Below are 20,142 nucleotides of genomic sequence, written 5' to 3' on the forward strand. Positions count from 1 at the left end.
ATGACGGCAGATGCCCAGGCCGTGTTGGCCTTCTGGTTTCAGGAGCTGACGCCCGCACAGTGGTTCAAAAAAGACGCTGAGATGGATCGGCAGATTGCCGAGCGATTCAGTGATGTGCTGATGGGTGCCGCAGCGTGCGAGTGTTTCGAATGGCGTCGTTCGGCTCGCGGGCGGCTGGCGGAAGTGATTGTGCTGGATCAGTTCTCTCGTAATATCTACCGCGACGATGCCCGTGCGTTTGCCAACGACACGCTGGCGTTAGCGCTGGCCCAGGAAGCGGTGGCCAGCGGAGCCGACCAGTCGCTGTCGGCGGTAGAACGCAGCTTTCTCTATATGCCCTATATGCACAGCGAGTCGGCGGCTATTCATACCGTTGCGATGCGGCTCTTCGATCAGCCGGGACTGGAGAGCAATCTTGAATTCGAGAAACGCCACAAGGCGATTATTGACCGCTTCGGGCGCTACCCGCACCGCAATGCGGTGTTGGGAAGACCCTCGACTACGGAAGAGTTCGAATTCCTCAAGCAGCCCGGCTCCTCTTTTTAACGTTTATTTAGGCTACATGGCGTTTTATGTCGTTACGAAAATCTACCCGTATCAATAAATACATCAGCGAAAGCGGCCTCTGCTCCCGCCGGGAGGCGGACCGCTTCGTCGAGCAGGGCAATGTGTGGATCAACGGCCGCCGGGCAACCACCGGCGATCAGGTGGTCGCGGGGGATCGAGTAAAGGTCAACGGCCAGGAGATCGAGCCGCAGGAAGAGGAGGATCTCGTTCTCATCGCGCTGAATAAGCCGGTAGGCATCGTGAGCACCACGGAGTCGGCGGAAAAAGACAACATCGTTGAGTTTGTGAAGCACGGCACGCGTATTTTCCCCATTGGCCGCTTGGATAAAGACTCCCAGGGGCTGATCTTTCTCACCAACAACGGCGACTTGGTCAACAAGATCCTACGCGCCAACAACAACCACGAGAAAGAGTACGTGGTAACGGTGGATAAGCCGATCACCGACGAATTCATTGCCGGTATGCAGGGCGGCGTGCCGATTTTGGGGCAGATGACCAAGAAGTGTCAGGTGGTCAAAGAGTCCACCTTTGTGTTCAATATCACGTTAGTGCAGGGGCTCAACCGCCAAATTCGCCGTATGTGCGAATACTTTGGCTATGAAGTCACCCAGCTAGTGCGCACCCGCATCATGAACGTCTCGCTGAAAGGGCTGGCGCTGGGGGATTGGCGCGATCTTACCCCTAAAGAGATCGATACGATCATCGCGCTCACCGAAACCTCGGACGCCTCGCCCGCGCCGGAGAAGAAAAAGCCCGCCAGGCCCAACTACAGCGGCGGTAGGAGTAGCGCGAAGGAGCAAAAAACGGTGTCCAAGCGCGCTTCCCCCGGCGCCAAAGCGGGTAACAAAACACGTAAAGACGCCAAGGCCAAAGGGGCCGTGCCCGGTAAACCGAGTGCCAAAGGAAAGCCCACTGGCAAACCGGCTGCGAAAGGTAAGGGCAGGCCCGGCGGTAAACCCAGCGGCAATCCGGTGGCGAAGGGGGCGGGTAAGGGCTCAGGGAAGGGTGGCCGCCCAAGCGGTAAGCCTGCCGTTGGCAAGCCACCCCGCGCACGGGGAAAGCGTTAATCGCCCCGCGGTTGGCTTGCTAAAAGCTAAAGTTGTCCGAGCGGCTTGCCGTCGTTCCCATCGAGCCACTACGTTGAAGAGGGTTCAGGAATGCGAAGAGGACGCTAGGATGGCAGACGATACCTTGAAAGACGCTAAAATCGTTGATCACCACGGCTTGCTCGTTGGGCAGGTAGTCAGCATCAGCGAGCGACAACATGTCGAAATACGCACCCCCACCGGACAACACTTTTGGATAAAGCCGGAATCGTTGGCCAAAAGTCAGGGGCAGTGGTGTCTATTAAAGGATTTTATAGCGTATACGGCGGATAACACCGAAACGGTGTGGTCAGAAAGCGACCTGGACGAGGCCGCCGACGACACTTTTCCCGCCAGCGACCCGCCCTCGTTTACGCTGGGCGATGAGGGCAAAGGGCGGTAAAACAAGGACGGGCACCGGTGGGTGCCCGTCCAGTGGGTGCGTTAGTCACGATTTGAAAACAGGAAGTTGGCAATCAGCTCTTTGCCGCCCTCCGTGGCAAACGACTCCGGGTGAAACTGAATGCCGTGAATCGGGTAGTCACGGTGCTTCACGCCCATCAGCTCAAACTCACCCGCTGCCTGCCAGCGGCTGCGCTCGGCAAAGCTGTCGGCGGTGAGTGCACCTACCGTGGCGGTCACTTCCAGGCACTCTGGCAGCGTCGCCGCATCAGCAATCAGAGAGTGGTAGCGCATCACCTCCAGCTGGTCGGGTACGCCATTGAAGACCGATTGGTTATTGTGATGAATGGGGCTGATTTTGCCGTGCATCGGCAGCGGCGCTTTGACCACCTTGCCCCCAAACACGTGCACGATGCCCTGCATGCCTAAACAAACGCCCAGCAGCGGCGTGGTTTTGCCCAGCTTCTTGATCACTTCAGCGCATACGCCAAAGTAGCGCGGGTCATCCGGCGAGCCGGGGCCAGGCGAGATAATAATGCGATCCGGCGCCATGGCTTCGATGGCTTTGAAGTCGATCTGATTGTTGCGCTTTACCACGATCTCGAAATGGGGCAGCCCGCCGCGATTCTTCTCCGTGGTCAGAATCTCACCAATAAACTGGTAGAGGTTATAGGTGAAGGAGTCGTAGTTATCGATGATCAGCACCTTCATGCGGGGCTCTCCGTTTCCGTATCCATAAAGGGGGCCAAGGCCTTGCGGGTGCCGGCAAACTTGCGGCGAATCTCTTCGTACTCATCTTCGGCGTTGCTGTCGTAAACGTTGCCGCCACAGGTTTGTACGTAGGCGCGCTCGCCGTTAACAAACACCGTACGGATGGGGATCGCAAAGGTGCAGTCGCCGTTGAAGGAGAACTGACCCACCGCGCCGCCGTAGGGGCCGCGGCCGTCGGTTTCCAAGTCATCGATGATTTTCATCGCTTCAATCTTGGGTGCGCCGGTTAGCGTGCCCGCGGGGAAGTTGCTGGCCAGCGCGGTGAACATGTCTTCGCCTTCGGCAATGATGCCGACGATCTCACTAGAGATATGCTGAACGTGGCTGAAGCGCTTGATATCCATCAGGCTGCGTACTTTGACCGTACCGAACTGGGCTACTCGGCCAATATCGTTGCGGTGCAGGTCCACGATCATGTTGTGCTCGGCGATCTCTTTGGGGTCGTTGAGCAGCGCGCGGGCAAGCTGGGTATCCTCCTGGGGCGTTTGGCCGCGCAGGGTGGTGCCCGCCAGTGGAAACGTCTCCATCTCGCCCTGGCGCAGGCGGAACAGCAGCTCGGGGCTGGCACCAATCAGCTTCTGTTCGCCAAACTTCACGTAGTACATCTGCGGCGAGGGGTTGATGGTACGCAGCTGGTCGTAAAGCGCCAGCGTGTCGCCCTGAATGCGAAAGCGCTTTTTAAAGCCCACTTCGCACTGAAAAACTTTGCCGTCGATGATGTCCTGCTTCACCTTGGCGACCGCTTCGGCGTGCTCGGCTTTGCTCATGGTGTCGCCCAGCGCAGTAATGTGCAGCGCGCCTGCGGGCTCGTCGTCGGCGTCGATCAGCGTCTGTAGAAACGCGTAACGGCTATTGTCGTAGTAGAAGTAGGTGACTTCCCCGGTCATCTTGTCGAGGATCAGGCCATCTTTGTACAGCCCAAAGCGGAACGTATCGAAGTCGTCGCTGGCTTTCAGCGTCAGCGACGGCTCGAAGTACTGCATGGCGTCGTAACCTAAATAGCCGCTTAATCCGCCCGCGTACTTGCGCGAGATAATGTTTTGCGGAATCAGGCTGCGTAGCAGCTCGTAGGGGTTATCGCTGGGGTAGTGGTTGGCCTCGCCGTCGCGGCTTTCGATAGTTAGCGTGTTGCCATTGGCATAGAGCGTGTACTCAGGGTCGAAACCAATGATCGAGTGGCGCGCCATGTGGCTATCTTCGCCCAGCGACTCCAGCATGTAGCAGGTATCGAAGCGCCGCTCGATTTTTTGAAACAGAGCAAAGAAGTCGCAGTCTGCCGCCAGGGTAACGTAATGGGGCTTGCGGGGCAGGGTGAACGGCTGGGGGCCTGCCGCAGCGGCCGTATCGGTGGTGCTCATAAGTGATCATTCCGTGAAGAGGCTAACATCGTCAGCGCGCGTGATCCGCGTGACACGGTCGCAATACCCACGCCTAGGGTTTCGGCAATTTTGCGGTGAGGGACGCCCTCGCGCAGCAGCTTAAAAATCTGTAGGCGTTTGCTGATTTCTTGATACTCTGCTGGCGTAAGCAGGCTGGCCAGTGCTTCGTCCATTGCATCGGGCGTGTCGATCGCAAGCAGGTGGCGCACCAGGTCAGCTTGAAACGTATCGTGTAAGGACATCGTGCCACCGAGTGATTTGGTCATGTACTAGCGTACTAGTACGTTAACGGATTGCTCAGGGAAGTCAAGTCGCAGTGAGGTTAAGGAGTCGCCATGACCGGCTATTTTATTCAAGCATTCATCTATTTAGTGGCGGCGGTGATAGCCGTGCCGCTGGCCAAGCGCTTCGGGCTGGGGTCGGTGTTGGGTTATTTGGTCGCCGGTGTGGTGATTGGCCCCGTGCTGGGGCTGGTCGGCCAGGAGACGACCACGATTCAGCACTTTGCTGAATTTGGCGTGGTGATGATGCTGTTTTTGGTGGGCATGGAGCTAGACCCCAAAGGCTTATGGGCCATGCGGGTGCGGCTGCTGGGCCTAGGTGGTTTGCAGGTGGTGCTGACCGCAGCGGCAGGCGCTGCCATTGCCTGGTGGCTGGGGCTCGTTTGGCAAACCGCCCTGGCGGTGGGGCTGATTTTCGCGCTCTCATCCACCGCCATCGTGCTGCAAACCCTGAGTGAGAAGGGGCTTTCCAAAACCGAAGGCGGACGCAGCGCCTTTTCGGTGCTGCTGTTTCAAGATATCGCCGTCATTCCTATGCTGGCGCTCATCCCGCTACTGGCACTGCCGGAATTAATGGGCGCTGCCAGTGACGACCATGGTCACGCGGCGCTAAGCCTAGTGGCGCATCTGCCTGCCTGGGCACACGCGCTGGTAGTGGTGGCCGCCATCGGCAGCGTAATTGTGGGCGGCTACTATTTAGGGCCGCTGCTGTTCCGTTACGTGATTGGCTCCGGCCTACGGGAAGTGTTTACCGCCTCGGCGCTGATGCTGGTGATCGGCATTGCCGCCTTGATGAGCTTGGTGAACCTATCGCCCGCCTTGGGGGCGTTTTTGGCCGGTATCGTATTGGCCAACAGCGAGTTCAAGCACGAGATCGAGGCCAATATCGAGCCATTCAAGGGGCTGCTGCTGGGGTTGTTCTTCATCACCGTGGGCGCAGGCATCAACTTTGACGTGCTAGCGGCGGATTGGGTGACGGTGCTAGGCCTGGGCTTGGCCGTCATCGTTGTGAAAGCGGCCATTTTGCTGGTGCTGGCGCTGCTGTTCAAGGTACACGGCAGTAATGGCTGGCTGTTCACCCTAAGTCTTGCCCAAGCGGGGGAGTTTGGCTTCGTCCTGCTGACCTATAGTGTGCAGAACAGCGTGATTCCGGTGGAACTCTCCCAGGTGCTCTCGCTGGTGGTGGCGCTGTCGATGTTCCTTACACCGCTGCTGTTCATTGCTTACGACAAGCTGGTGCTGCCGCGCTACCAAACCGCCAAGAATGACGCTCGCGAAGCCGATACCATCGAAGAGCAGGCACCGGTCATCGTGGCGGGGGTCGGCCGTTTTGGGCAGATTATTTGCCGCCTGCTGCGGGCCAATAACATTCCCATCGTGGCGCTGGATCACGAGATCGAGCAGATCGAGAACCTGCGTAACATTCGCATTAAAAGCTACTTTGGCGACGCTAGCCGCTCCGATTTGCTGGAAACCGCCGGTATCGAGCACGCTCGTCTGCTGGTGGTCGCCATCGACGACCGTGAGCGTGCGGTGGGTATCGTCAAGCACGTCAAACAGTTCTACCCCAATGTGTGGGTGCTGGCCCGCGCCTTTGACCGGGGCCACGGCTACCAGCTTCGCGAGGCAGGAGCCGACGACGTGATCAGCGAAACCTACCATTCGGCGCTAGAACTCGGTGGCCATGCACTCACCGCCATGGGCGTTCATCCTATGCGCGCTAAACAGATGACCTGGGCGTTCGTACAAAACGAAGAAGCCCATGCCGACGAGCTGTTCGAGGCCTGGAAGGAAATCGACGAAGGCATCAACTTCAGCCCGCGTTACGGCGAACTATTCATGAAGCTGGAAGAAGCGCTGAATACCGCGATGCATCAAGACTGGCAGGCACCGCAACAAGAGGAAGTGCCGGTATGGACGGCTCCCGCTCCAGAGAGCGAGCCGCAGACACTTAACAGAGGCCCCGCAGAGCAGCGTTCGTAGCTTAAAACGGCAAATGTAGCGAGGCGCTGAGCATATTGAGGTGGCTGAGCGACGGCGCATCAATACGTTCGTACTCTAATCGGCTGATCAATCGATTGACGGTCATGGTGGCACCAAACCCTTGCAGTAGGGCGGTGCCGCTATCCTCGGCAATCGGCTGGTCGGTGTCACCTCGCCATTCGGTCAGGCCCGATTTGGCGTAGATGCTAAACGCGCCCATACGAATACCCGCCACAATGGCACCGCCAAGGCTCAAGGTGTCCATAATCATCGGGTTGACGCTGGAAGCGATGGGCACTTCTTCGCTTTCGCGGTAGGCAATTTCAGCGCCAATATCTAACTGCGGTAGCTGCCAAGGGCTGAAGCCAGCGGTGAGACGAAAGCCGGAGGTGTAGCTATCTAGGCTGCTGAGGTCGCTGCCTTCCAGCACCACGCCGTTATCAAGGCGCATCCATTCGCTATCGGGAGCGGCATAGGAGAGAATGGGAGCGCCGTCATCGGCAAAGGTTGCACTCAAAGGAAGGGCAGTGCCGAACAGGCTCAACAGCAGGGTGCTTGCCAAGCGGTTCATTGGCGTTCCTCTTGTCCTTTCTCGTTGACGTTATCTTCATCAGCCTAGCAACGAGCGCTGATTTCCACCACGTGAATTGCGCCATTCGCCAAATTTTCCAGCAAATTTTTTCCCATCTGCATAAAACGCTCACCGAATACCCACTGAGGTGAGAGGACGGCGGTACGCGGTGCCTGCTCTTTTTGCCGCTGGCGCGTGCGCCATTCAAGCGCGGTGTGGCTCCAGTCTTTGCAGTGCTGAAGGTTAAAACCGCTCGCTTCAAGGCGTTGGGTCAGCTGGGATAACGAGAGCAAGTGCGAGTGCGTTGGTCCTTCGGCCCAGGGCACCGGAAATCGCAACGCTTCGCTGTGTAGCCCGCCAACGACTTCATGCATCACCAACTGGCCGCCAGGTCGCAGCACGCGGCGGCACTCGGCCAGTACGCGTGCAGGGTCGGGCATATTCATCAGGCTGTGTTGGAACAGCACGGCATCGAAGCTGGCATCACTAAACGGCAGTGCGCAGGCATCTCCCGTCACACAGCGCAGCTTGCCATGGTGGGCTTTAGCAGTGTGATGGCCTAGCACCAACCGGCTAATGGCTTGGTTCAGCGCGCTAAAGCGGTGGGTAATATCCAGCCCGGTTATATGAAAACCTTGCGCGGCACCTTGTCGCATCAGCCCGCCCAGCCCAGCGCCTATATCCAGCGCGTGCTGGGATTTGGGGTCGAGCAAGCCCAACAGCCTTGCGGATGCGGCAATGCCACCGATATGCAGCTGGTCGAGCTGTGCTAATTGATGCAGCGTGGGGCCATCGGGGTAGTGGGTGCGCAGTTGGTTAAGTATATCCTGGTCGCGCAGCGCTTGATGGTAGTGATGGGCGAGGGAAGTGGGCATGGGGAGCCTCGGTTGGGGCTAACGTCTCAGGATCAGAACAACCCTGGCGAAAGCCTCCGCTACGGGTTGTTCTGATCGACAGTTGACCGTTGTAACAGCTTCGATCCCTTTTACGTTTGGTCTTCCAGCCCCAGCTCTTTAATCGAGATTTCGCGCATTTTGAATTTCTGGATTTTGCCGGTGACTGTCATCGGGAACTCATCCACGAACTTGAAGTAGCGCGGGATCTTGAAATGGGTGATTTTGCCTTTGCAGTAGTCGCGCAGGTCGTCGCCGGTAATCTCGCCCGCCGTGTTGTTGAGCTTCACCCAGGCGATCAGCTCTTCGCCGTACTTTTTGTCCGGCACGCCGGTGACCTGTACTTCGGAAACCGCTGGGTGGGCGTACAAGAACTCTTCGATCTCTTTTGGGTAGACGTTTTCGCCGCCGCGAATCACCATGTCTTTGATGCGCCCGACGATCTGGATGTAGCCCTCGTCATCCATGGTGGCCAAGTCGCCAGTGTGCATCCAGCCCGCTTCGTCGATGGCCTCAGCAGTGGCTTTGTCGTTGTTCCAATACTTCAGCATCACGCTGTACCCACGGGTGCACAGCTCGCCGATTTCGCCACGGGGTAGAATGCCGCCGTTGCCAGGGTCGACGATCTTGCTCTCCAGGTGGGGCTGGGTGCGGCCCACGGTGGAAACGCGCTTTTCAATGGTGTCGTTCGCGCCGGTTTGCGTAGAGACCGGGCTGGTTTCGGTCATGCCGTAGGCGATTTGCACGCCCTTCATGTTCATCTTGTTGATGACCTGCTTCATGATTTCAGCAGGGCAAATGGAGCCCGCCATAATGCCGGTGCGTAGCGTCGAAAAATCGGTGCTGGCGAAGTCAGGGTGCTCAAGCTCGGCGATGAACATGGTAGGAACACCATACAACGCAGTGGCTTTCTGCTCATGAACGGCTTTCAGCACTTTGCCGGGGTCGAAGCCTTCATCTGGGTAGATCATCGCCGCGCCGTGGGTCACGCAGCCCAGGTTACCCATCACCATGCCAAAGCAGTGGTAGAGCGGTACGGGAATCACCAAGCGGTCTTCGCTGGTAAAGCCCATGCTTTCGGCCACGAAAAAGCCGTTATTGAGAATGTTGTGGTGAGAGAGCGTGGCCCCCTTGGGAAAGCCGGTGGTGCCGGAGGTGTACTGGATATTGATCGGGTCGTCGAACTGCAGTGTGGCCTGTAGGTCGTCCACGTCGGTTTGGCTAACCTTGTCGGCTTCGGCGATGAAGTCTGCCCAGCGCCACATGCCGCTGTGCTTGTCGGCGCTTAGGTTAATGATGCACTCAAGGTTCGGCAGTTTCTGTGATTGTAGTTGGCCTTCCGCACAGCTGTTGAGCTCTGGCGCCAGCTCGAACAGCATCGCCGTGTAGTCGGAGCTTTTGAATTGGTTGGCGGTGACTAAAAAGCGCGCGCCGGACTGGTTCAGCGCGTACTCCAGCTCGTGGGTTCGGTAAGAGGGGTTGATGTTCACCAGGATTGCGCCAATTTTGGCGGTGGCAAACTGGGTCAACGTCCATTCGCTGCAGTTGGGCGCCCAAATACCCACGCGGTCGCCTTTTCGTACACCAATAGCGAGCAGGGCGCGGGCGCAGCGGTTCACTTCCTGCTGAAGCTCGCGGTAGCTCCAGTGAATATTCTGGTGAAGCGCTATCAGCGCGTCGTTATCCGGGTACTGAGCGGCAATTTGGTCGAATTTATCGCCAATGGTCATGCCCAACAGCGGCTTTTCTGCGGTGCTGCTGGTGTAGCTGGGCAAGGTTGCAGGTAATGCCATGGTGAGTCTCCGATGTCTTTTTCTTATCTGAACGGGAAGTGACGCATTTTTAATTATTAGGATTTTCGGGTGGCGTTATGCTGTGCTGCTTTGGGCACACCCTTTGGCGAGGGCCACCTTGGCACTGGGTTTGCGGCCAAGCTGTTGAGTGATCCAGTCGCCGGTATCGATCACTGCCTGCAGGTCGATGCCGGTATCAATGCCCAGTCCTTCCAGTAAATAGAGCACGTCTTCGGTAGCCACATTGCCCGATGCGCCCTTGGCATAGGGGCAGCCACCCAGGCCTGCCGTGGCGGCATCGATCACGCTCACGCCTTCTTCCAACACGGCGTACAGGTTGGCAATCGCCATGCCGTACGTGTCGTGGAAGTGAGCGGCCAGTCTCTCAATCGGCACCTGCTGGCGAGTGGCTTCGATCATCCGCTTAGCGGCCAGCGGCGTACCCACGCCAATGGTGTCGCCCAGCGAGACTTCATAGCAGCCCATCTCATACAGCGCCTTGGCGACATCCGCTACTTTATGGGGGGCGATATCCCCCTCATAAGGGCAGCCCAGCACGCAGGAGACATAGCCCCGCACCCGCATGCCTGCCTCGTTGGCGCGGGCAAGCACCGGCTCAAAGCGCGCCAGCGACTCGGCAATCGAGCAGTTGATGTTCTTCTGGGAGAACGCTTCCGATGCCGCACCGAATACCGCGACTTCCTCAACTCCCGCCTCCAGGGCGCTTTCCAACCCCTTTAGGTTTGGCGTCAGCGCGGAATACACCACGCCGTGCTGGCGCTGAATGCCGCGCATCACTTCAGCGGCATCGCCCATTTGCGGCACCCACTTGGGTGAGACAAAGCTGGCCGCTTCGATATGGCGAATGCCCGCATTTGCCAGCCGCTCGATCAGCTCGATTTTGGTGGCGGTGGGCACCAGGGTGCCCGGCTCGTTCTGCAGCCCGTCGCGGGGGGCCATTTCAAATAGCTTGATAGATGTAGGCAGTGCCATAGTGGTGCTCCTATTCGCTGGGGGCAAAGTCGAGCAGCACAGCGCCCTGGCTGACCGTATCGCCTGCCTGGAAGTGGAACGTCTCTACGCTACCATCGGTAGGGGCGGTCATGGTGTGCTCCATCTTCATGGCTTCCATCACCATCAGCGGCATGCCTTTTTCAACCTGAGCACCCGGTTCCACTAGCAGCGCCACTACCGTGCCGTTCATCGGCGCGGTGAGAGTAGATTCCGCTTCGTGGTGGCCGTGGTCGATGGCGTCGATACGCCGCCAGAAAAGGCGGGTTTCACCGCTGGGTTCGGCCATCACCACTACATGACCATCTCTATACGCCTGTAGGCGGCGGCGGTGGCCATTGAGCGTGACGGCAACGGCGTCGCCTTCCAGCGGCTGTAGGCTGGCGCTCAGCGTGCTGCCGTCGATGGTGAGTTGCCACTGAGCATCCAGGGGCTCGCGTTTGCCTTCGACCACCACGACCGCGCGGTCGCTATCCGGGGCTTGGGCGCTTGCCGGGTCGCACAGCGCAATGCGGATGGTGTGCGGGGCGTTGAGCCGGAAACCGTCGTGGCGGTCCCAGGGGGAGTCGCTTTCGCACTCCTGGGCTAATTGATGCAAACCAATTAGCGCGGCGCTGGCATAGTCTTCTATAGAAAACTGACGCGGAGCAAACAGGGTGGCTTCGTTGCGCTCGATAAAGCGAGTATCCAGCTCAACGTTCTTAAAGCCTGGGTGATTGGCTAAGCGCTGCAAGAAGGCGCGGTTGGTGACTACGCCCTGCACATCCAGCGCCGCCAGCGCCCGGTTGAGGGTGGCTAGCGCCGCGTCGCGGTCAACGCCATGCACAATCAGCTTGGCAAGCATCGGGTCGTAGTGCATCGACACCGTATCGCCGCTCTCTACGCCGCTGTCTAGGCGTACTTGATCCGCGCCTAGCCCTGCGCCTTCCAAGTCCAGCGCGAAGCGAGTGAGCAGACCGGTGGCGGGCAAGAAGTCCTGCTCCGGGTCTTCGGCGTAAATGCGCGCTTCGAAACTGTGGCCGGTAATGGTTAGCTCGTCCTGGCGGCAGGGCAGCGGCTCGCCCATGGCGACTCTTAGCTGCCATTCCACCAGATCTTGGCCGGTAATCATCTCGGTCACGGGATGCTCCACCTGCAGGCGGGTGTTCATCTCCATGAAGTAGAACGATCCGTCGGCGTCTAGCAAAAATTCCACCGTGCCCGCGCCCACGTAGCCGATCTCTTTGGCGGCGCGAACGGCGGCATCACCCATGGCGGCGCGCAGTTCAGGCGTTATGCCGGGGGCAGGGGCTTCTTCGATGACTTTCTGATGGCGGCGCTGCACGCTGCAGTCCCGCTCGAACAGGTACACGCCGTTGCCGTAGCGGTCGCAGAATACCTGCACTTCCACATGGCGGGGCTGTACCAGATACTTCTCGATCAGCATGCGGTCATCGCCAAACGCGGCTTTAGACTCCCGGCGGCAGCCGTCCAGTGCGGCTTTGAAACCGTCGCCGCTCTCGACGACGCGCATGCCTTTACCACCGCCACCGGCACTGGCTTTTAGCATGACGGGGTAGCCGATCTTATCGGCTTCGGAACGCAGCAGGGCATCGCCTTGGTCGTCGCCGTGGTAGCCGGGCACCAGCGGCACACCCGCATTCGCCATGCGCGCTTTGGCGGCAGACTTGTCGCCCATGGCGGCAATGGCAGAAGCGGGCGGGCCAACGAAGGTAATGCCCGCTTGCTCTAGGGCTTTGACGAAGGTGCCGTTCTCGGACAAGAAGCCGTAGCCGGGGTGAATCGCGCCGGTGCCGGTGCGTTGGGCGGCCTCAATCACCGCGTCAATGTTCAAGTAGCTTTCCCGAGCGGCGGCGGGGCCGAGGCGCACGGCCTCGTCGGCGTCACGCACGTGGCGGGCAGTAGCGTCGGCGTCGGAGTAAACCGCCACGGTTTTTAAGCCCATGCGGCGGGCGGTGCGCATCACGCGGCAGGCGATTTCGCCGCGGTTGGCCACCAGTAGCGTATCGAATTTAGTTGGGGTAAACGTCATGAGCGTGGCTCCGCAGCGTTATTGTGTTCTTCAGGAGAGGTCCAGGCGGGGCGACGCTTGTCAAAAAAGCTGGCTAAACCCTCTTGGCCCTCTTCGCTTACCCGCAGCTTGGCAATCACCTGGCAGGTGTGCTCGCGGGTGGCGTCGCTATCCGGGGCTTGGGCCACGTCGGCAAGCAAGGCTTTCGTTGCTCGCTGTGCTTGGGGGGAGCCTTTCATCAGTGTGTCGATCATCGTATCCACTGCGCTATCCAGGGCTTCGGGTTCCACCACGTGGTGGGCCAACCCCAGGACGAGTGCGGTAGGCGCGTCCATGACCTCGGCACTCAGCGCGTATCGGCGCATCTGACGCTGGCCAAGGGCGCGCTGAACGTAGGGGCTGATCACCGCAGGCGACAGGCCAATATTGACTTCCGACAGGCAAAACTTGGCCTTTTCGGAGGCGATGACGATATCGCAGCAGGCGGCCAAGCCCACCGCGCCGCCGAACGCCGCCCCCTGTACGCGGCAGATGGTCGGGCAGGGCAGCGTGTCCAGGCCGTGCATGAGAGCGGACAGCTTGCGGGAATCGGCGAGGTTGTCTTCCAGGTCGTATTCGACCATGCGCTTCATCCAGTTCAAGTCAGCACCTGCGGAGAAGCTTTTGCCTTCGGAGCCGAGCACCACCACCCGAACGTCGCCTGCACTTGCCAAGTCGTGCAGCTTTTCCAGGTGCGCGTTGAGTTCGGCAATCAGGCTATCGTCAAAGGCGTTATGCACCTCTGGGCGGTTCAAGGTGAGCCGCGCCACGCCTGCTTCAATCACCAGTGTTGAGTAAGCCATGAGGTTCGCCCCTTACATCCGGAACACGCCGAAGCGTGTCTCTTTGACTTCTGCATTCATCGCAGCGGCCAGTGAAAGCCCCAGCACGTCGCGAGTTTGTAGCGGGTCGATCACGCCGTCGTCCCACAGGCGGGCGCTGGCGTAGTAGGGATGGCCCTGATGCTCGTACTGGTCGCGGGTGGGCTTTTTGAAGGCTTCTTCGTCCTCTTTGCTCCATTCTCGGCCTTCGCGCTCGTACTGCTCGCGTTTTACTTGGGAAAGGACACCCGCCGCCTGTTCGCCGCCCATCACCGAAATACGCGCGTTGGGCCACATGAACAGCAGGTTGGGGTCGTAAGCGCGGCCACACATGCCGTAGTTACCTGCGCCGAAGCTGCCGCCAATCAGCACGGTGTATTTCGGCACGTTGGCGCAGGCCACGGCGGTGACGAGCTTGGCACCGTGCTTGGCGATGCCTTCGTGCTCGTACTTGGAGCCGACCATGAAGCCAGTGATGTTCTGCAGGAACACCAGCGGGATTTTGCGCTGGGCGCATAGCTCGATAAAGTGCGCACCTTTTACCGCGCTCTCCGAAAACAGCACGCCGTTGTTGGCCACGATCCCCACCGGGTAGCCGTGGATGTGAGCAAAGCCGGTCACCAGCGTGTCGCCGTAGTAGCGTTTGAACTCGTCAAAGTCGGAGCCATCGACGATGCGGCCAATCACTTCGCGCACGTCATAGGGCTTTTTCAGGTCGGTGCCGACGATGCCGTAAAGCTCAGACGGGTCGAGTTTGGGCGGCCTAGGCGGCTGCATGGCCAGCTGGCCACGCTTTTGCCAGTTCAGCCGCGACACGCAGGCGCGGGCAAGCTGCAGCGCATGAGCGTCGTTTTCGGCGTAGTGGTCGGCTACGCCGCTCTTTTTGGCGTGAACGTCCGCACCGCCCAGGTCTTCCGCGCTGATGCTCTCCCCCGTGGCGGCTTTCACCAGCGGCGGCCCGCCCAGGAAAATCGTGCCTTGTTCTTTGACGATGATCGACTCGTCCGCCATGGCAGGCACGTACGCACCGCCTGCGGTACAGGAGCCCATCACCACGGCGATTTGCGGGATGCCTTCAGCGGACATCGTGGCCTGGTTGTAGAAAATACGCCCGAAGTGGTCGCGGTCGGGGAAGACTTCGTCCTGGCGGGGCAGAAAGGCACCGCCAGAATCGACCAGATAGATACACGGCAAGCGGTGCTTGCGGGCGATCTCTTGCGCGCGCAGGTGTTTTTTGACCGTCAGGGGAAAGTAGGTGCCGCCTTTGACCGTGGCGTCGTTGGCCACGATGACGCACTCGACGCCCGAGACGCGGCCAATGCCGGTCACCACGCCAGCGGCGGGTACGTCGCTGTCGTAAACGTGGTGAGCGGCCAGCGCAGAAAATTCCAAAAACGGCGAGCCTTCGTCGATCAGGTGGTCGATTCGGTCACGCACGAACAGCTTGCCACGGCTCTCATGGCGAGCGCGGGCTTTTTCGCCGCCTCCCTGAGCGATGGCGGCGGTCAGCTCACGCAGTTGTCGGACTTCGCCGCGCATGGCGGCGTCGTTGGCTTGAAACGCATCGCTGCGCGGGTTGATCTGTGTCGAGAGTGTGCTCATAGCCAGGCCCCGGTCATTATTGTTAAAGACTTTCGGTAAACAGTTCGCGGCCAATCAGCATCCGACGAATTTCGCTCGTGCCGGCACCAATCTCATACAGTTTGGCGTCGCGCAGCAGGCGGCCGGTGGGGTACTCGTTGATATACCCGTTACCGCCCAATAGCTGAATCGCATCTAGAGCGACTTGGGTGGCTTTTTCAGCGCAATAAAGAATGACGCCAGCGGCATCCTTCCGGGAGGTTTGGCCCCGGTCGCAGGCGCCGGCCACCGCGTAGAGGTAGGCGCGGCAGGCATTCAGGGTGGTGTACATATCCGCCACTTTGCCCTGCACCAGCTGGAACTCACCGATGGATTGATTGAACTGCTTACGCTCATGGATGTAAGGAATGACGATGTCCATGGCGGCTTGCATGATGCCGATAGGGCCTGCGGCCAGGACGGCGCGCTCGTAATCCAAGCCGCTCATCAAGACGCGAACGCCTTTGCCTACTTCGCCCAGCACGTTCTCGGCGGGCACGCGGCAATCCTGAAAAACCAGCTCGCAGGTGTTGGAGCCCCGCATGCCCAGTTTGTCGAGCTTCTGGGCGGTGGAGAAGCCGGGCATGCCTTTTTCGATGATGAAGGCGGTGATGCCTTTGGAGCCTGCATCCGGGTCGGTTTTGGCGTACACCACCAGCACATCGGCATCCGGGCCGTTGGTGATCCACATCTTATTGCCGTTGAGCACGTAGTGGTCGCCATCCTCTTTCGCGCGCAGCTGCATGGAGACCACGTCGGAACCGGCACCTGGCTCTGACATCGCCAGCGCGCCCACGTGGTCACCGCTGATCAGCTTGGGCAAGTACTTGGCCTTTTGCTCGGCGGAGGCGTTGATCTTGAGCTGGTTGACGCACAGGTTCGAGTGCGCGCCGTAAGAGAGGCCCACCGATGCGCTGGCACGGGAGATCTCTTCCATGGCGATGCAGTGAGCCAGGTAACCCATGCCGCTACCGCCATCCTCGTCAGGCACGGTGATGCCTAGCAGACCCATGTCACCAAATTTCTTCCACAGATCGCTGGGGAATTCGTTGTTATGGTCGATCTCGGCGGCGCGGGGGGCGATTTCACTGGCGGCAAAAGCGTTGACCTGCTCGCGCAGCATGTTGAGCTCATCGTCGAGGCCGAAATTGAGTTCTGAATAGTGGGAAAACATGGTCACTCACCTTGTCGTTATTCATGGTCTGTGGTTTAGAAAAGTGGCGAAAGCGGCTATTTCGAGGTGGCCGGGTGCTTCTCGTTCAACTCTTCTAGCGCTTGGCGGCAGCGAATCTCTGCGCTTTCAAGCTCTAGTTGCACCATCGTGATGTCTTTCATCTGCTGCTCTAACGCCGCTTTACGCTCGCTGATCTTGCTCAACATGAGATGAAGCTGCTTTTCACTGCCGCTGCGGGTTTCGTCCCACAGTTCGAACAGCTCGCGAATTTCTGCCAGCGAAAACCCCAGGCGTTTACCGCGGAGCGTTAGCTTCAGCCGTACGCGATCTTTACTGCTGTAGATGCGTGTCTGACCCCGCCGGGTAGGGTGTAGGAGCTCTTGGTCTTCGTAAAAACGGATGCTACGCGTGGTGACATCGAACTCACTGGCCAGCTCACTGATCGAGTAGGTTTTGCTCATGTTCGTTATTCTCGTCGATAGGGGAATGTCCCTATGGAACACTGACCATGAGGCTAAAACAAGTTTACGTTAACGTAAAGCAGCGATTGCAAAGGAGTAGTCGGCGTTGAATGTGGTTAACGTATTGAAAAATAATGAATGTTGGTGTGCTTTTTGATGCGCCAGCATGGTGCGTAGACCAAAGTTGTAATTGTAATACCCACTGGGAGGTTGCTAGTTTGCACCTACACCTTACGTTCAGGTAAGGATGCGTTGCTGGCTAACGAGTTTCGCTTCCCACCGTACAAGAACAACAAGAGGCGTCCTACCTCATGCGTGCAGACGAAGTGACTAAAGGGCCAGTGCTCGAAACCCGAGGGCTGACCAAAGAGTTTCGCGGCTTCACCGCCGTAGACAACGTAAACCTCCAAGTGCAGGAAGGGCACATCCATGCGCTGATTGGCCCGAACGGCGCGGGCAAAACCACCGTTTTCAATCTGTTGACCAAATTTTTGCCCCCGACGCGGGGCGACATTCTGTATCGCGGCCAATCCATCACCAGCAGAAAATCCAACGAGATTGCCCAGCTGGGGTTGGTGCGCTCGTTTCAGATTTCAGCCGTGTTTGCCCATATGACCGCGTTGGAAAACGTGCGCGTGGCCCTTCAGCGACAGTTGGGTACGTCGTTCCATTTCTGGAAATCGGAAAAGTCGCTGGATCACCTTAACGACCGCGCACTGGCGCTGCTCGATGAAGTGGGCCTGCGCGAATACGCCGATACGCTCACCGTTGAAATGCCCTATGGCCGCAAGCGCGCGTTGGAAGTCGCCACCACGCTAGCGCTAGACCCCAGTATGATGCTGTTGGACGAACCCACCCAAGGCATGGGCGCGGAAGACGTGGACCGCATCGTGGCGCTGATCAAACGGGTTTCCCAAGGCCGCACGGTGTTGATGGTCGAGCACAACTTGAGCGTTGTGAGCCGCCTATGTGATCGCATTACCGTATTGGCGCGGGGCGCGGTGCTGGCAGAGGGGGATTACGATACGGTTTCCCGCAACCCCCTAGTACGTGAAGCCTATATGGGTAGTGAAGCCGCCGAGGAGGCCACTGCATGAACACCGCTGAAGCCCTCGACCCACAAGAAGCCCCGGAAAACCAAAGCTTAGAGATGCTGCGCGTGCAGGATTTGCACGCCTTCTACGGCGAGTCGCACATTCTCCACGGCGTGAATTTCGACGTGAAGCGAGGTGAGCTGGTTACTTTGCTGGGCCGCAACGGCGCAGGCCGCAGCACCACGCTTAAAGCCATCATGAACATGGTGGGGCGGCGTACGGGGTCAATCGTCATCAATGGCAATGAAACGCTGCGCATGAAGCCGCACCATATTCCCCGGTTGGGCATTGGCTACTGCCCGGAGGAGCGCGGCATTTTTGCAAGCCTGGACGTCCACGAAAACCTGCTGCTGCCGCCTACCGTACGCTCCGGCGGTATGAGTCTGGACGAAATCTACGCCATGTTCCCGAACCTCTACGAGCGTCGCCGAAGCCAGGGGACGCGCCTTTCCGGCGGCGAGCAGCAGATGCTTGCCATGGCGCGCATTTTGCGCACCGGCGCGCGCTTGCTGCTGCTGGATGAGATTACCGAAGGTCTGGCACCGGTCATCGTGCAGAAACTGGGCGAGGTGCTGGTCCAACTCAAAGAGCGGGGCATGACCATCGTGCTGGTAGAGCAGAACTTCCGCTTTGCCGCGCCGCTGGCCGACCGCCATTTCGTGATGGACCACGGCCAAATCGTCGAAGAGATCACGGCCACGCAGCTTCCCTCGCGGCGTGAACACTTGAACAGCATGCTGGGGGTATAAATCACGCACAACCACATCAACTGCAAGTCTCGAACAATAACAAACGCACTGCCTTGCACCACTCGCAAACGCACTAACCGAACGTCCGATCCGACACCGCTCGGATCATCACTGTCTGAATCATAAGAACAAAGGCCCCCAGGGCCAGGAGACGAACATGACTTTCATGAAAAAAACGCTGGCTGCCAGCATCGCCGTTGCCGCCGCCTCTAGCATGGCGATCTCGACCGCCCACGCCGAGATCAGCGATGGCGAAGTGCGTATTGGCTATTTGGCCGATATGTCCGGTACCTACCGCGACCTGGCTGGCCCCGGCGGTCAAACCGCTATGGAAATGGCGGTGGCCGATTTTGGTGGCAGCGTCAACGGCTCACCCATCGTGGTGTTCAGCGCCGATGACCGCAATAGCGCTGACGTAGGCGCCAACACCGTGCGCGAGTGGATCGACCAGCGCAATGTCGATATGGTCGGCGGCTTGGTAGCATCGTCCGTCTCTATCGCCGTGACCAAAGTGCTGCAAGAAAACGACGGCCTGGGCATCGTCTCCGGCTCCGCAGCGTCCAGCATCACCAATGAGCACTGCACCCCGAACCACATTCACTGGGTATATGACACCTATCCACTCGCCAACGGCACCGCGAAAGCGGTGGTCGAGCAGGGCGGCGATAGCTGGTTCCTACTCACTGCGGATTACGCCTTCGGCCATGCGCTGGAAGCGGACGTGACCAGCGTGGTCGAGGCCAACGGCGGTGAAATTGTCGGGGGCGTGCGTCACCCGTTTCCCACCAGCGACTTCTCCTCCTATATCCTGCAGGCGCAAGGGTCCGGCGCGAAAATTGTGGGCCTTGCCAACGCCGGTGCCGACACGGTCAACGCGATTACCACCGCCAGCCAGTTTGGTCTGACCCAAAGCGGCCAGCAATTAGCAGGCTTGCTGATCTTCCTCAACGACGTACACGCGCTGGGCCTGGAAGCCACCCAAGGGCTGCTGCTGACGACCGGCTGGTACTGGGACATGGACGAAGAGTCGCGCGCGTGGTCCGAGCGTTACTTCGAACAGACCGGCCGTATGCCCACCATGGTGCAAGCGGGTATCTACTCCAGCACCATGCACTACCTGAAAGCCGTGGAAGCCGCAGGCACCGATGATCCTGAAACTGTGCGCGCCAAAATGGCCGAAGAGCCGATCAATGATTTCTTCGCCCGTAACGGCAGCATTCGTGAAGATGGCCGCATGATTCACGACATGTACCTAGCCCAGGTAAAAACTCCGGAAGAGTCTACCGGTGAGTGGGACCTCTACGAGATCCTCAGCACCATTCCCGCCGCAGAAGCCTATCGTCCGCTCTCTGAAAGCCAGTGCTCGCTGGTTCAGAACTGAGCGGTCAAACGCCGCGAGCCAGGGCGTTGGCCGCCTTGGTTCGCCGCCAAGCAAGC

At 59.1% G+C, this 20,142-nt stretch carries 19 protein-coding genes; 7 read left to right on the top strand and 12 right to left on the bottom strand.

What is annotated here, in order from left to right:
- The 3 genes from QIT27_RS05870 (at position 1) to QIT27_RS05880 (ending at position 2,055) form a co-directional block, all read left to right on the top strand.
- Positions 1-546: a DUF924 family protein gene (locus tag QIT27_RS05870; protein ID WP_285263178.1), complete on the top strand. Its 546-nt coding sequence runs from the start codon at positions 1-3 to the stop codon at positions 544-546.
- A gap of 26 nt (positions 547-572) precedes the next feature.
- Complete coding sequence (gene rluF / locus QIT27_RS05875) at positions 573-1,634, top strand: 23S rRNA pseudouridine(2604) synthase RluF (RefSeq protein ID WP_285263179.1); 1,062 nt, start codon at positions 573-575, stop codon at positions 1,632-1,634.
- A 109-nt stretch (positions 1,635-1,743) separates the two neighbouring features.
- Positions 1,744-2,055 (top strand): hypothetical protein, encoded by a 312-nt coding sequence (locus QIT27_RS05880; protein WP_253016086.1) that lies wholly within the window; start codon positions 1,744-1,746, stop codon positions 2,053-2,055.
- A 41-nt stretch (positions 2,056-2,096) separates the two neighbouring features.
- Here QIT27_RS05880 and QIT27_RS05885 read toward each other — a convergent pair whose 3' ends face one another.
- From QIT27_RS05885 to QIT27_RS05895, 3 genes are read right to left on the bottom strand one after another with little or no spacing between them, the layout of a single operon-like run.
- Complete coding sequence (locus tag QIT27_RS05885) at positions 2,097-2,765, bottom strand: anthranilate synthase component II (protein WP_285263180.1); 669 nt, start codon at positions 2,763-2,765, stop codon at positions 2,097-2,099.
- Positions 2,762-4,183 (bottom strand): anthranilate synthase component I family protein, encoded by a 1,422-nt coding sequence (locus QIT27_RS05890; protein ID WP_253016090.1) that lies wholly within the window; start codon positions 4,181-4,183, stop codon positions 2,762-2,764. Before QIT27_RS05890 ends, QIT27_RS05885 begins: the two co-directional genes overlap by 4 nt.
- Complete coding sequence (locus QIT27_RS05895) at positions 4,180-4,446, bottom strand: Trp family transcriptional regulator (RefSeq protein ID WP_083026323.1); 267 nt, start codon at positions 4,444-4,446, stop codon at positions 4,180-4,182. The genes QIT27_RS05890 and QIT27_RS05895 overlap by 4 nt, the downstream gene beginning before the upstream one ends.
- 93 nt (positions 4,447-4,539) lie before the next feature.
- Between QIT27_RS05895 and QIT27_RS05900 the strand changes: the two genes are divergently transcribed.
- Positions 4,540-6,468: a monovalent cation:proton antiporter-2 (CPA2) family protein gene (locus QIT27_RS05900; protein WP_285263181.1), complete on the top strand. Its 1,929-nt coding sequence runs from the start codon at positions 4,540-4,542 to the stop codon at positions 6,466-6,468.
- Position 6,469: 1 nt separating this feature from the next.
- On the opposite strand, the gene QIT27_RS05905 is transcribed toward QIT27_RS05900, so the two are convergent.
- The 9 genes from QIT27_RS05905 to QIT27_RS05945 all read right to left on the bottom strand — a co-directional run bounded on the left by QIT27_RS05905 (position 6,470) and on the right by QIT27_RS05945 (position 16,862).
- Positions 6,470-7,039, bottom strand: a complete 570-nt coding sequence (locus tag QIT27_RS05905; protein WP_285263182.1) for a hypothetical protein — start codon at positions 7,037-7,039, stop codon at positions 6,470-6,472.
- Positions 7,040-7,083: 44 nt separating this feature from the next.
- Positions 7,084-7,914 (bottom strand): class I SAM-dependent methyltransferase, encoded by an 831-nt coding sequence (locus tag QIT27_RS05910; protein WP_285263183.1) that lies wholly within the window; start codon positions 7,912-7,914, stop codon positions 7,084-7,086.
- 110 nt (positions 7,915-8,024) lie between these two features.
- Positions 8,025-9,725, bottom strand: a complete 1,701-nt coding sequence (locus QIT27_RS05915; RefSeq protein ID WP_285263184.1) for an AMP-binding protein — start codon at positions 9,723-9,725, stop codon at positions 8,025-8,027.
- Between the two features lie 75 nt (positions 9,726-9,800).
- Positions 9,801-10,718 (bottom strand): hydroxymethylglutaryl-CoA lyase, encoded by a 918-nt coding sequence (locus tag QIT27_RS05920; RefSeq protein WP_285263185.1) that lies wholly within the window; start codon positions 10,716-10,718, stop codon positions 9,801-9,803.
- 10 nt (positions 10,719-10,728) lie between these two features.
- Positions 10,729-12,768 carry an acetyl/propionyl/methylcrotonyl-CoA carboxylase subunit alpha gene (locus QIT27_RS05925; RefSeq protein WP_285263186.1) on the bottom strand — a complete coding sequence of 680 codons (2,040 nt, stop codon included), beginning with the start codon at positions 12,766-12,768 and terminating at the stop codon, positions 10,729-10,731.
- On the bottom strand, positions 12,765-13,589 hold the full coding sequence (locus tag QIT27_RS05930; protein WP_159342463.1) for an enoyl-CoA hydratase/isomerase family protein: 825 nt from the start codon (positions 13,587-13,589) through the stop codon (positions 12,765-12,767). Before QIT27_RS05930 ends, QIT27_RS05925 begins: the two co-directional genes overlap by 4 nt.
- 12 nt (positions 13,590-13,601) lie before the next feature.
- Positions 13,602-15,209 (bottom strand): carboxyl transferase domain-containing protein, encoded by a 1,608-nt coding sequence (locus QIT27_RS05935; RefSeq protein ID WP_159342462.1) that lies wholly within the window; start codon positions 15,207-15,209, stop codon positions 13,602-13,604.
- A gap of 22 nt (positions 15,210-15,231) precedes the next feature.
- Positions 15,232-16,401, bottom strand: a complete 1,170-nt coding sequence (locus tag QIT27_RS05940) for an isovaleryl-CoA dehydrogenase (protein ID WP_253016104.1) — start codon at positions 16,399-16,401, stop codon at positions 15,232-15,234.
- A 56-nt stretch (positions 16,402-16,457) separates the two neighbouring features.
- The gene (locus QIT27_RS05945; RefSeq protein WP_139527310.1) at positions 16,458-16,862 is read right to left on the bottom strand and encodes a MerR family transcriptional regulator; all 405 of its coding nucleotides are present in this window, start codon (positions 16,860-16,862) and stop codon (positions 16,458-16,460) included.
- A gap of 311 nt (positions 16,863-17,173) precedes the next feature.
- Between QIT27_RS05945 and QIT27_RS05950 the strand changes: the two genes are divergently transcribed.
- The 3 genes from QIT27_RS05950 to QIT27_RS05960 all read left to right on the top strand — a co-directional run bounded on the left by QIT27_RS05950 (position 17,174) and on the right by QIT27_RS05960 (position 20,086).
- On the top strand, positions 17,174-17,959 hold the full coding sequence (locus QIT27_RS05950) for an ABC transporter ATP-binding protein (RefSeq protein WP_253016106.1): 786 nt from the start codon (positions 17,174-17,176) through the stop codon (positions 17,957-17,959).
- Positions 17,956-18,705, top strand: a complete 750-nt coding sequence (locus QIT27_RS05955; RefSeq protein ID WP_285263187.1) for an ABC transporter ATP-binding protein — start codon at positions 17,956-17,958, stop codon at positions 18,703-18,705. Before QIT27_RS05950 ends, QIT27_RS05955 begins: the two co-directional genes overlap by 4 nt.
- 157 nt (positions 18,706-18,862) lie before the next feature.
- Entirely contained in the window at positions 18,863-20,086 is a 1,224-nt protein-coding gene (locus QIT27_RS05960) for an ABC transporter substrate-binding protein (protein ID WP_159342458.1), read from the top strand.
- Positions 20,087-20,142: the final 56 nt, after the last annotated feature.

It is taken from the genome of Halomonas sp. LC1 (assembly GCF_030247125.1).
In the GTDB taxonomy this organism is placed as follows: domain Bacteria; phylum Pseudomonadota; class Gammaproteobacteria; order Pseudomonadales; family Halomonadaceae; genus Vreelandella.

What these genes read in the sequence shown, in the direction of transcription:
- QIT27_RS05870 (WP_285263178.1), top strand. Translation starts at nt 1, where the DNA reads ATGACGGCAGATGCCCAGGCCGTGTTGGCCTTCTGGTTTCAGGAGCTG.
- rluF (WP_285263179.1), top strand. Translation starts at nt 573, where the DNA reads ATGTCGTTACGAAAATCTACCCGTATCAATAAATACATCAGCGAAAGC.
- QIT27_RS05880 (WP_253016086.1), top strand. Translation starts at nt 1,744, where the DNA reads ATGGCAGACGATACCTTGAAAGACGCTAAAATCGTTGATCACCACGGC.
- QIT27_RS05885 (WP_285263180.1), bottom strand. Translation starts at nt 2,765, where the DNA reads ATGAAGGTGCTGATCATCGATAACTACGACTCCTTCACCTATAACCTC.
- QIT27_RS05890 (WP_253016090.1), bottom strand. Translation starts at nt 4,183, where the DNA reads ATGAGCACCACCGATACGGCCGCTGCGGCAGGCCCCCAGCCGTTCACC.
- QIT27_RS05895 (WP_083026323.1), bottom strand. Translation starts at nt 4,446, where the DNA reads ATGTCCTTACACGATACGTTTCAAGCTGACCTGGTGCGCCACCTGCTT.
- QIT27_RS05900 (WP_285263181.1), top strand. Translation starts at nt 4,540, where the DNA reads ATGACCGGCTATTTTATTCAAGCATTCATCTATTTAGTGGCGGCGGTG.
- QIT27_RS05905 (WP_285263182.1), bottom strand. Translation starts at nt 7,039, where the DNA reads ATGAACCGCTTGGCAAGCACCCTGCTGTTGAGCCTGTTCGGCACTGCC.
- QIT27_RS05910 (WP_285263183.1), bottom strand. Translation starts at nt 7,914, where the DNA reads ATGCCCACTTCCCTCGCCCATCACTACCATCAAGCGCTGCGCGACCAG.
- QIT27_RS05915 (WP_285263184.1), bottom strand. Translation starts at nt 9,725, where the DNA reads ATGGCATTACCTGCAACCTTGCCCAGCTACACCAGCAGCACCGCAGAA.
- QIT27_RS05920 (WP_285263185.1), bottom strand. Translation starts at nt 10,718, where the DNA reads ATGGCACTGCCTACATCTATCAAGCTATTTGAAATGGCCCCCCGCGAC.
- QIT27_RS05925 (WP_285263186.1), bottom strand. Translation starts at nt 12,768, where the DNA reads ATGACGTTTACCCCAACTAAATTCGATACGCTACTGGTGGCCAACCGC.
- QIT27_RS05930 (WP_159342463.1), bottom strand. Translation starts at nt 13,589, where the DNA reads ATGGCTTACTCAACACTGGTGATTGAAGCAGGCGTGGCGCGGCTCACC.
- QIT27_RS05935 (WP_159342462.1), bottom strand. Translation starts at nt 15,209, where the DNA reads ATGAGCACACTCTCGACACAGATCAACCCGCGCAGCGATGCGTTTCAA.
- QIT27_RS05940 (WP_253016104.1), bottom strand. Translation starts at nt 16,401, where the DNA reads ATGTTTTCCCACTATTCAGAACTCAATTTCGGCCTCGACGATGAGCTC.
- QIT27_RS05945 (WP_139527310.1), bottom strand. Translation starts at nt 16,862, where the DNA reads ATGAGCAAAACCTACTCGATCAGTGAGCTGGCCAGTGAGTTCGATGTC.
- QIT27_RS05950 (WP_253016106.1), top strand. Translation starts at nt 17,174, where the DNA reads ATGCGTGCAGACGAAGTGACTAAAGGGCCAGTGCTCGAAACCCGAGGG.
- QIT27_RS05955 (WP_285263187.1), top strand. Translation starts at nt 17,956, where the DNA reads ATGAACACCGCTGAAGCCCTCGACCCACAAGAAGCCCCGGAAAACCAA.
- QIT27_RS05960 (WP_159342458.1), top strand. Translation starts at nt 18,863, where the DNA reads ATGACTTTCATGAAAAAAACGCTGGCTGCCAGCATCGCCGTTGCCGCC.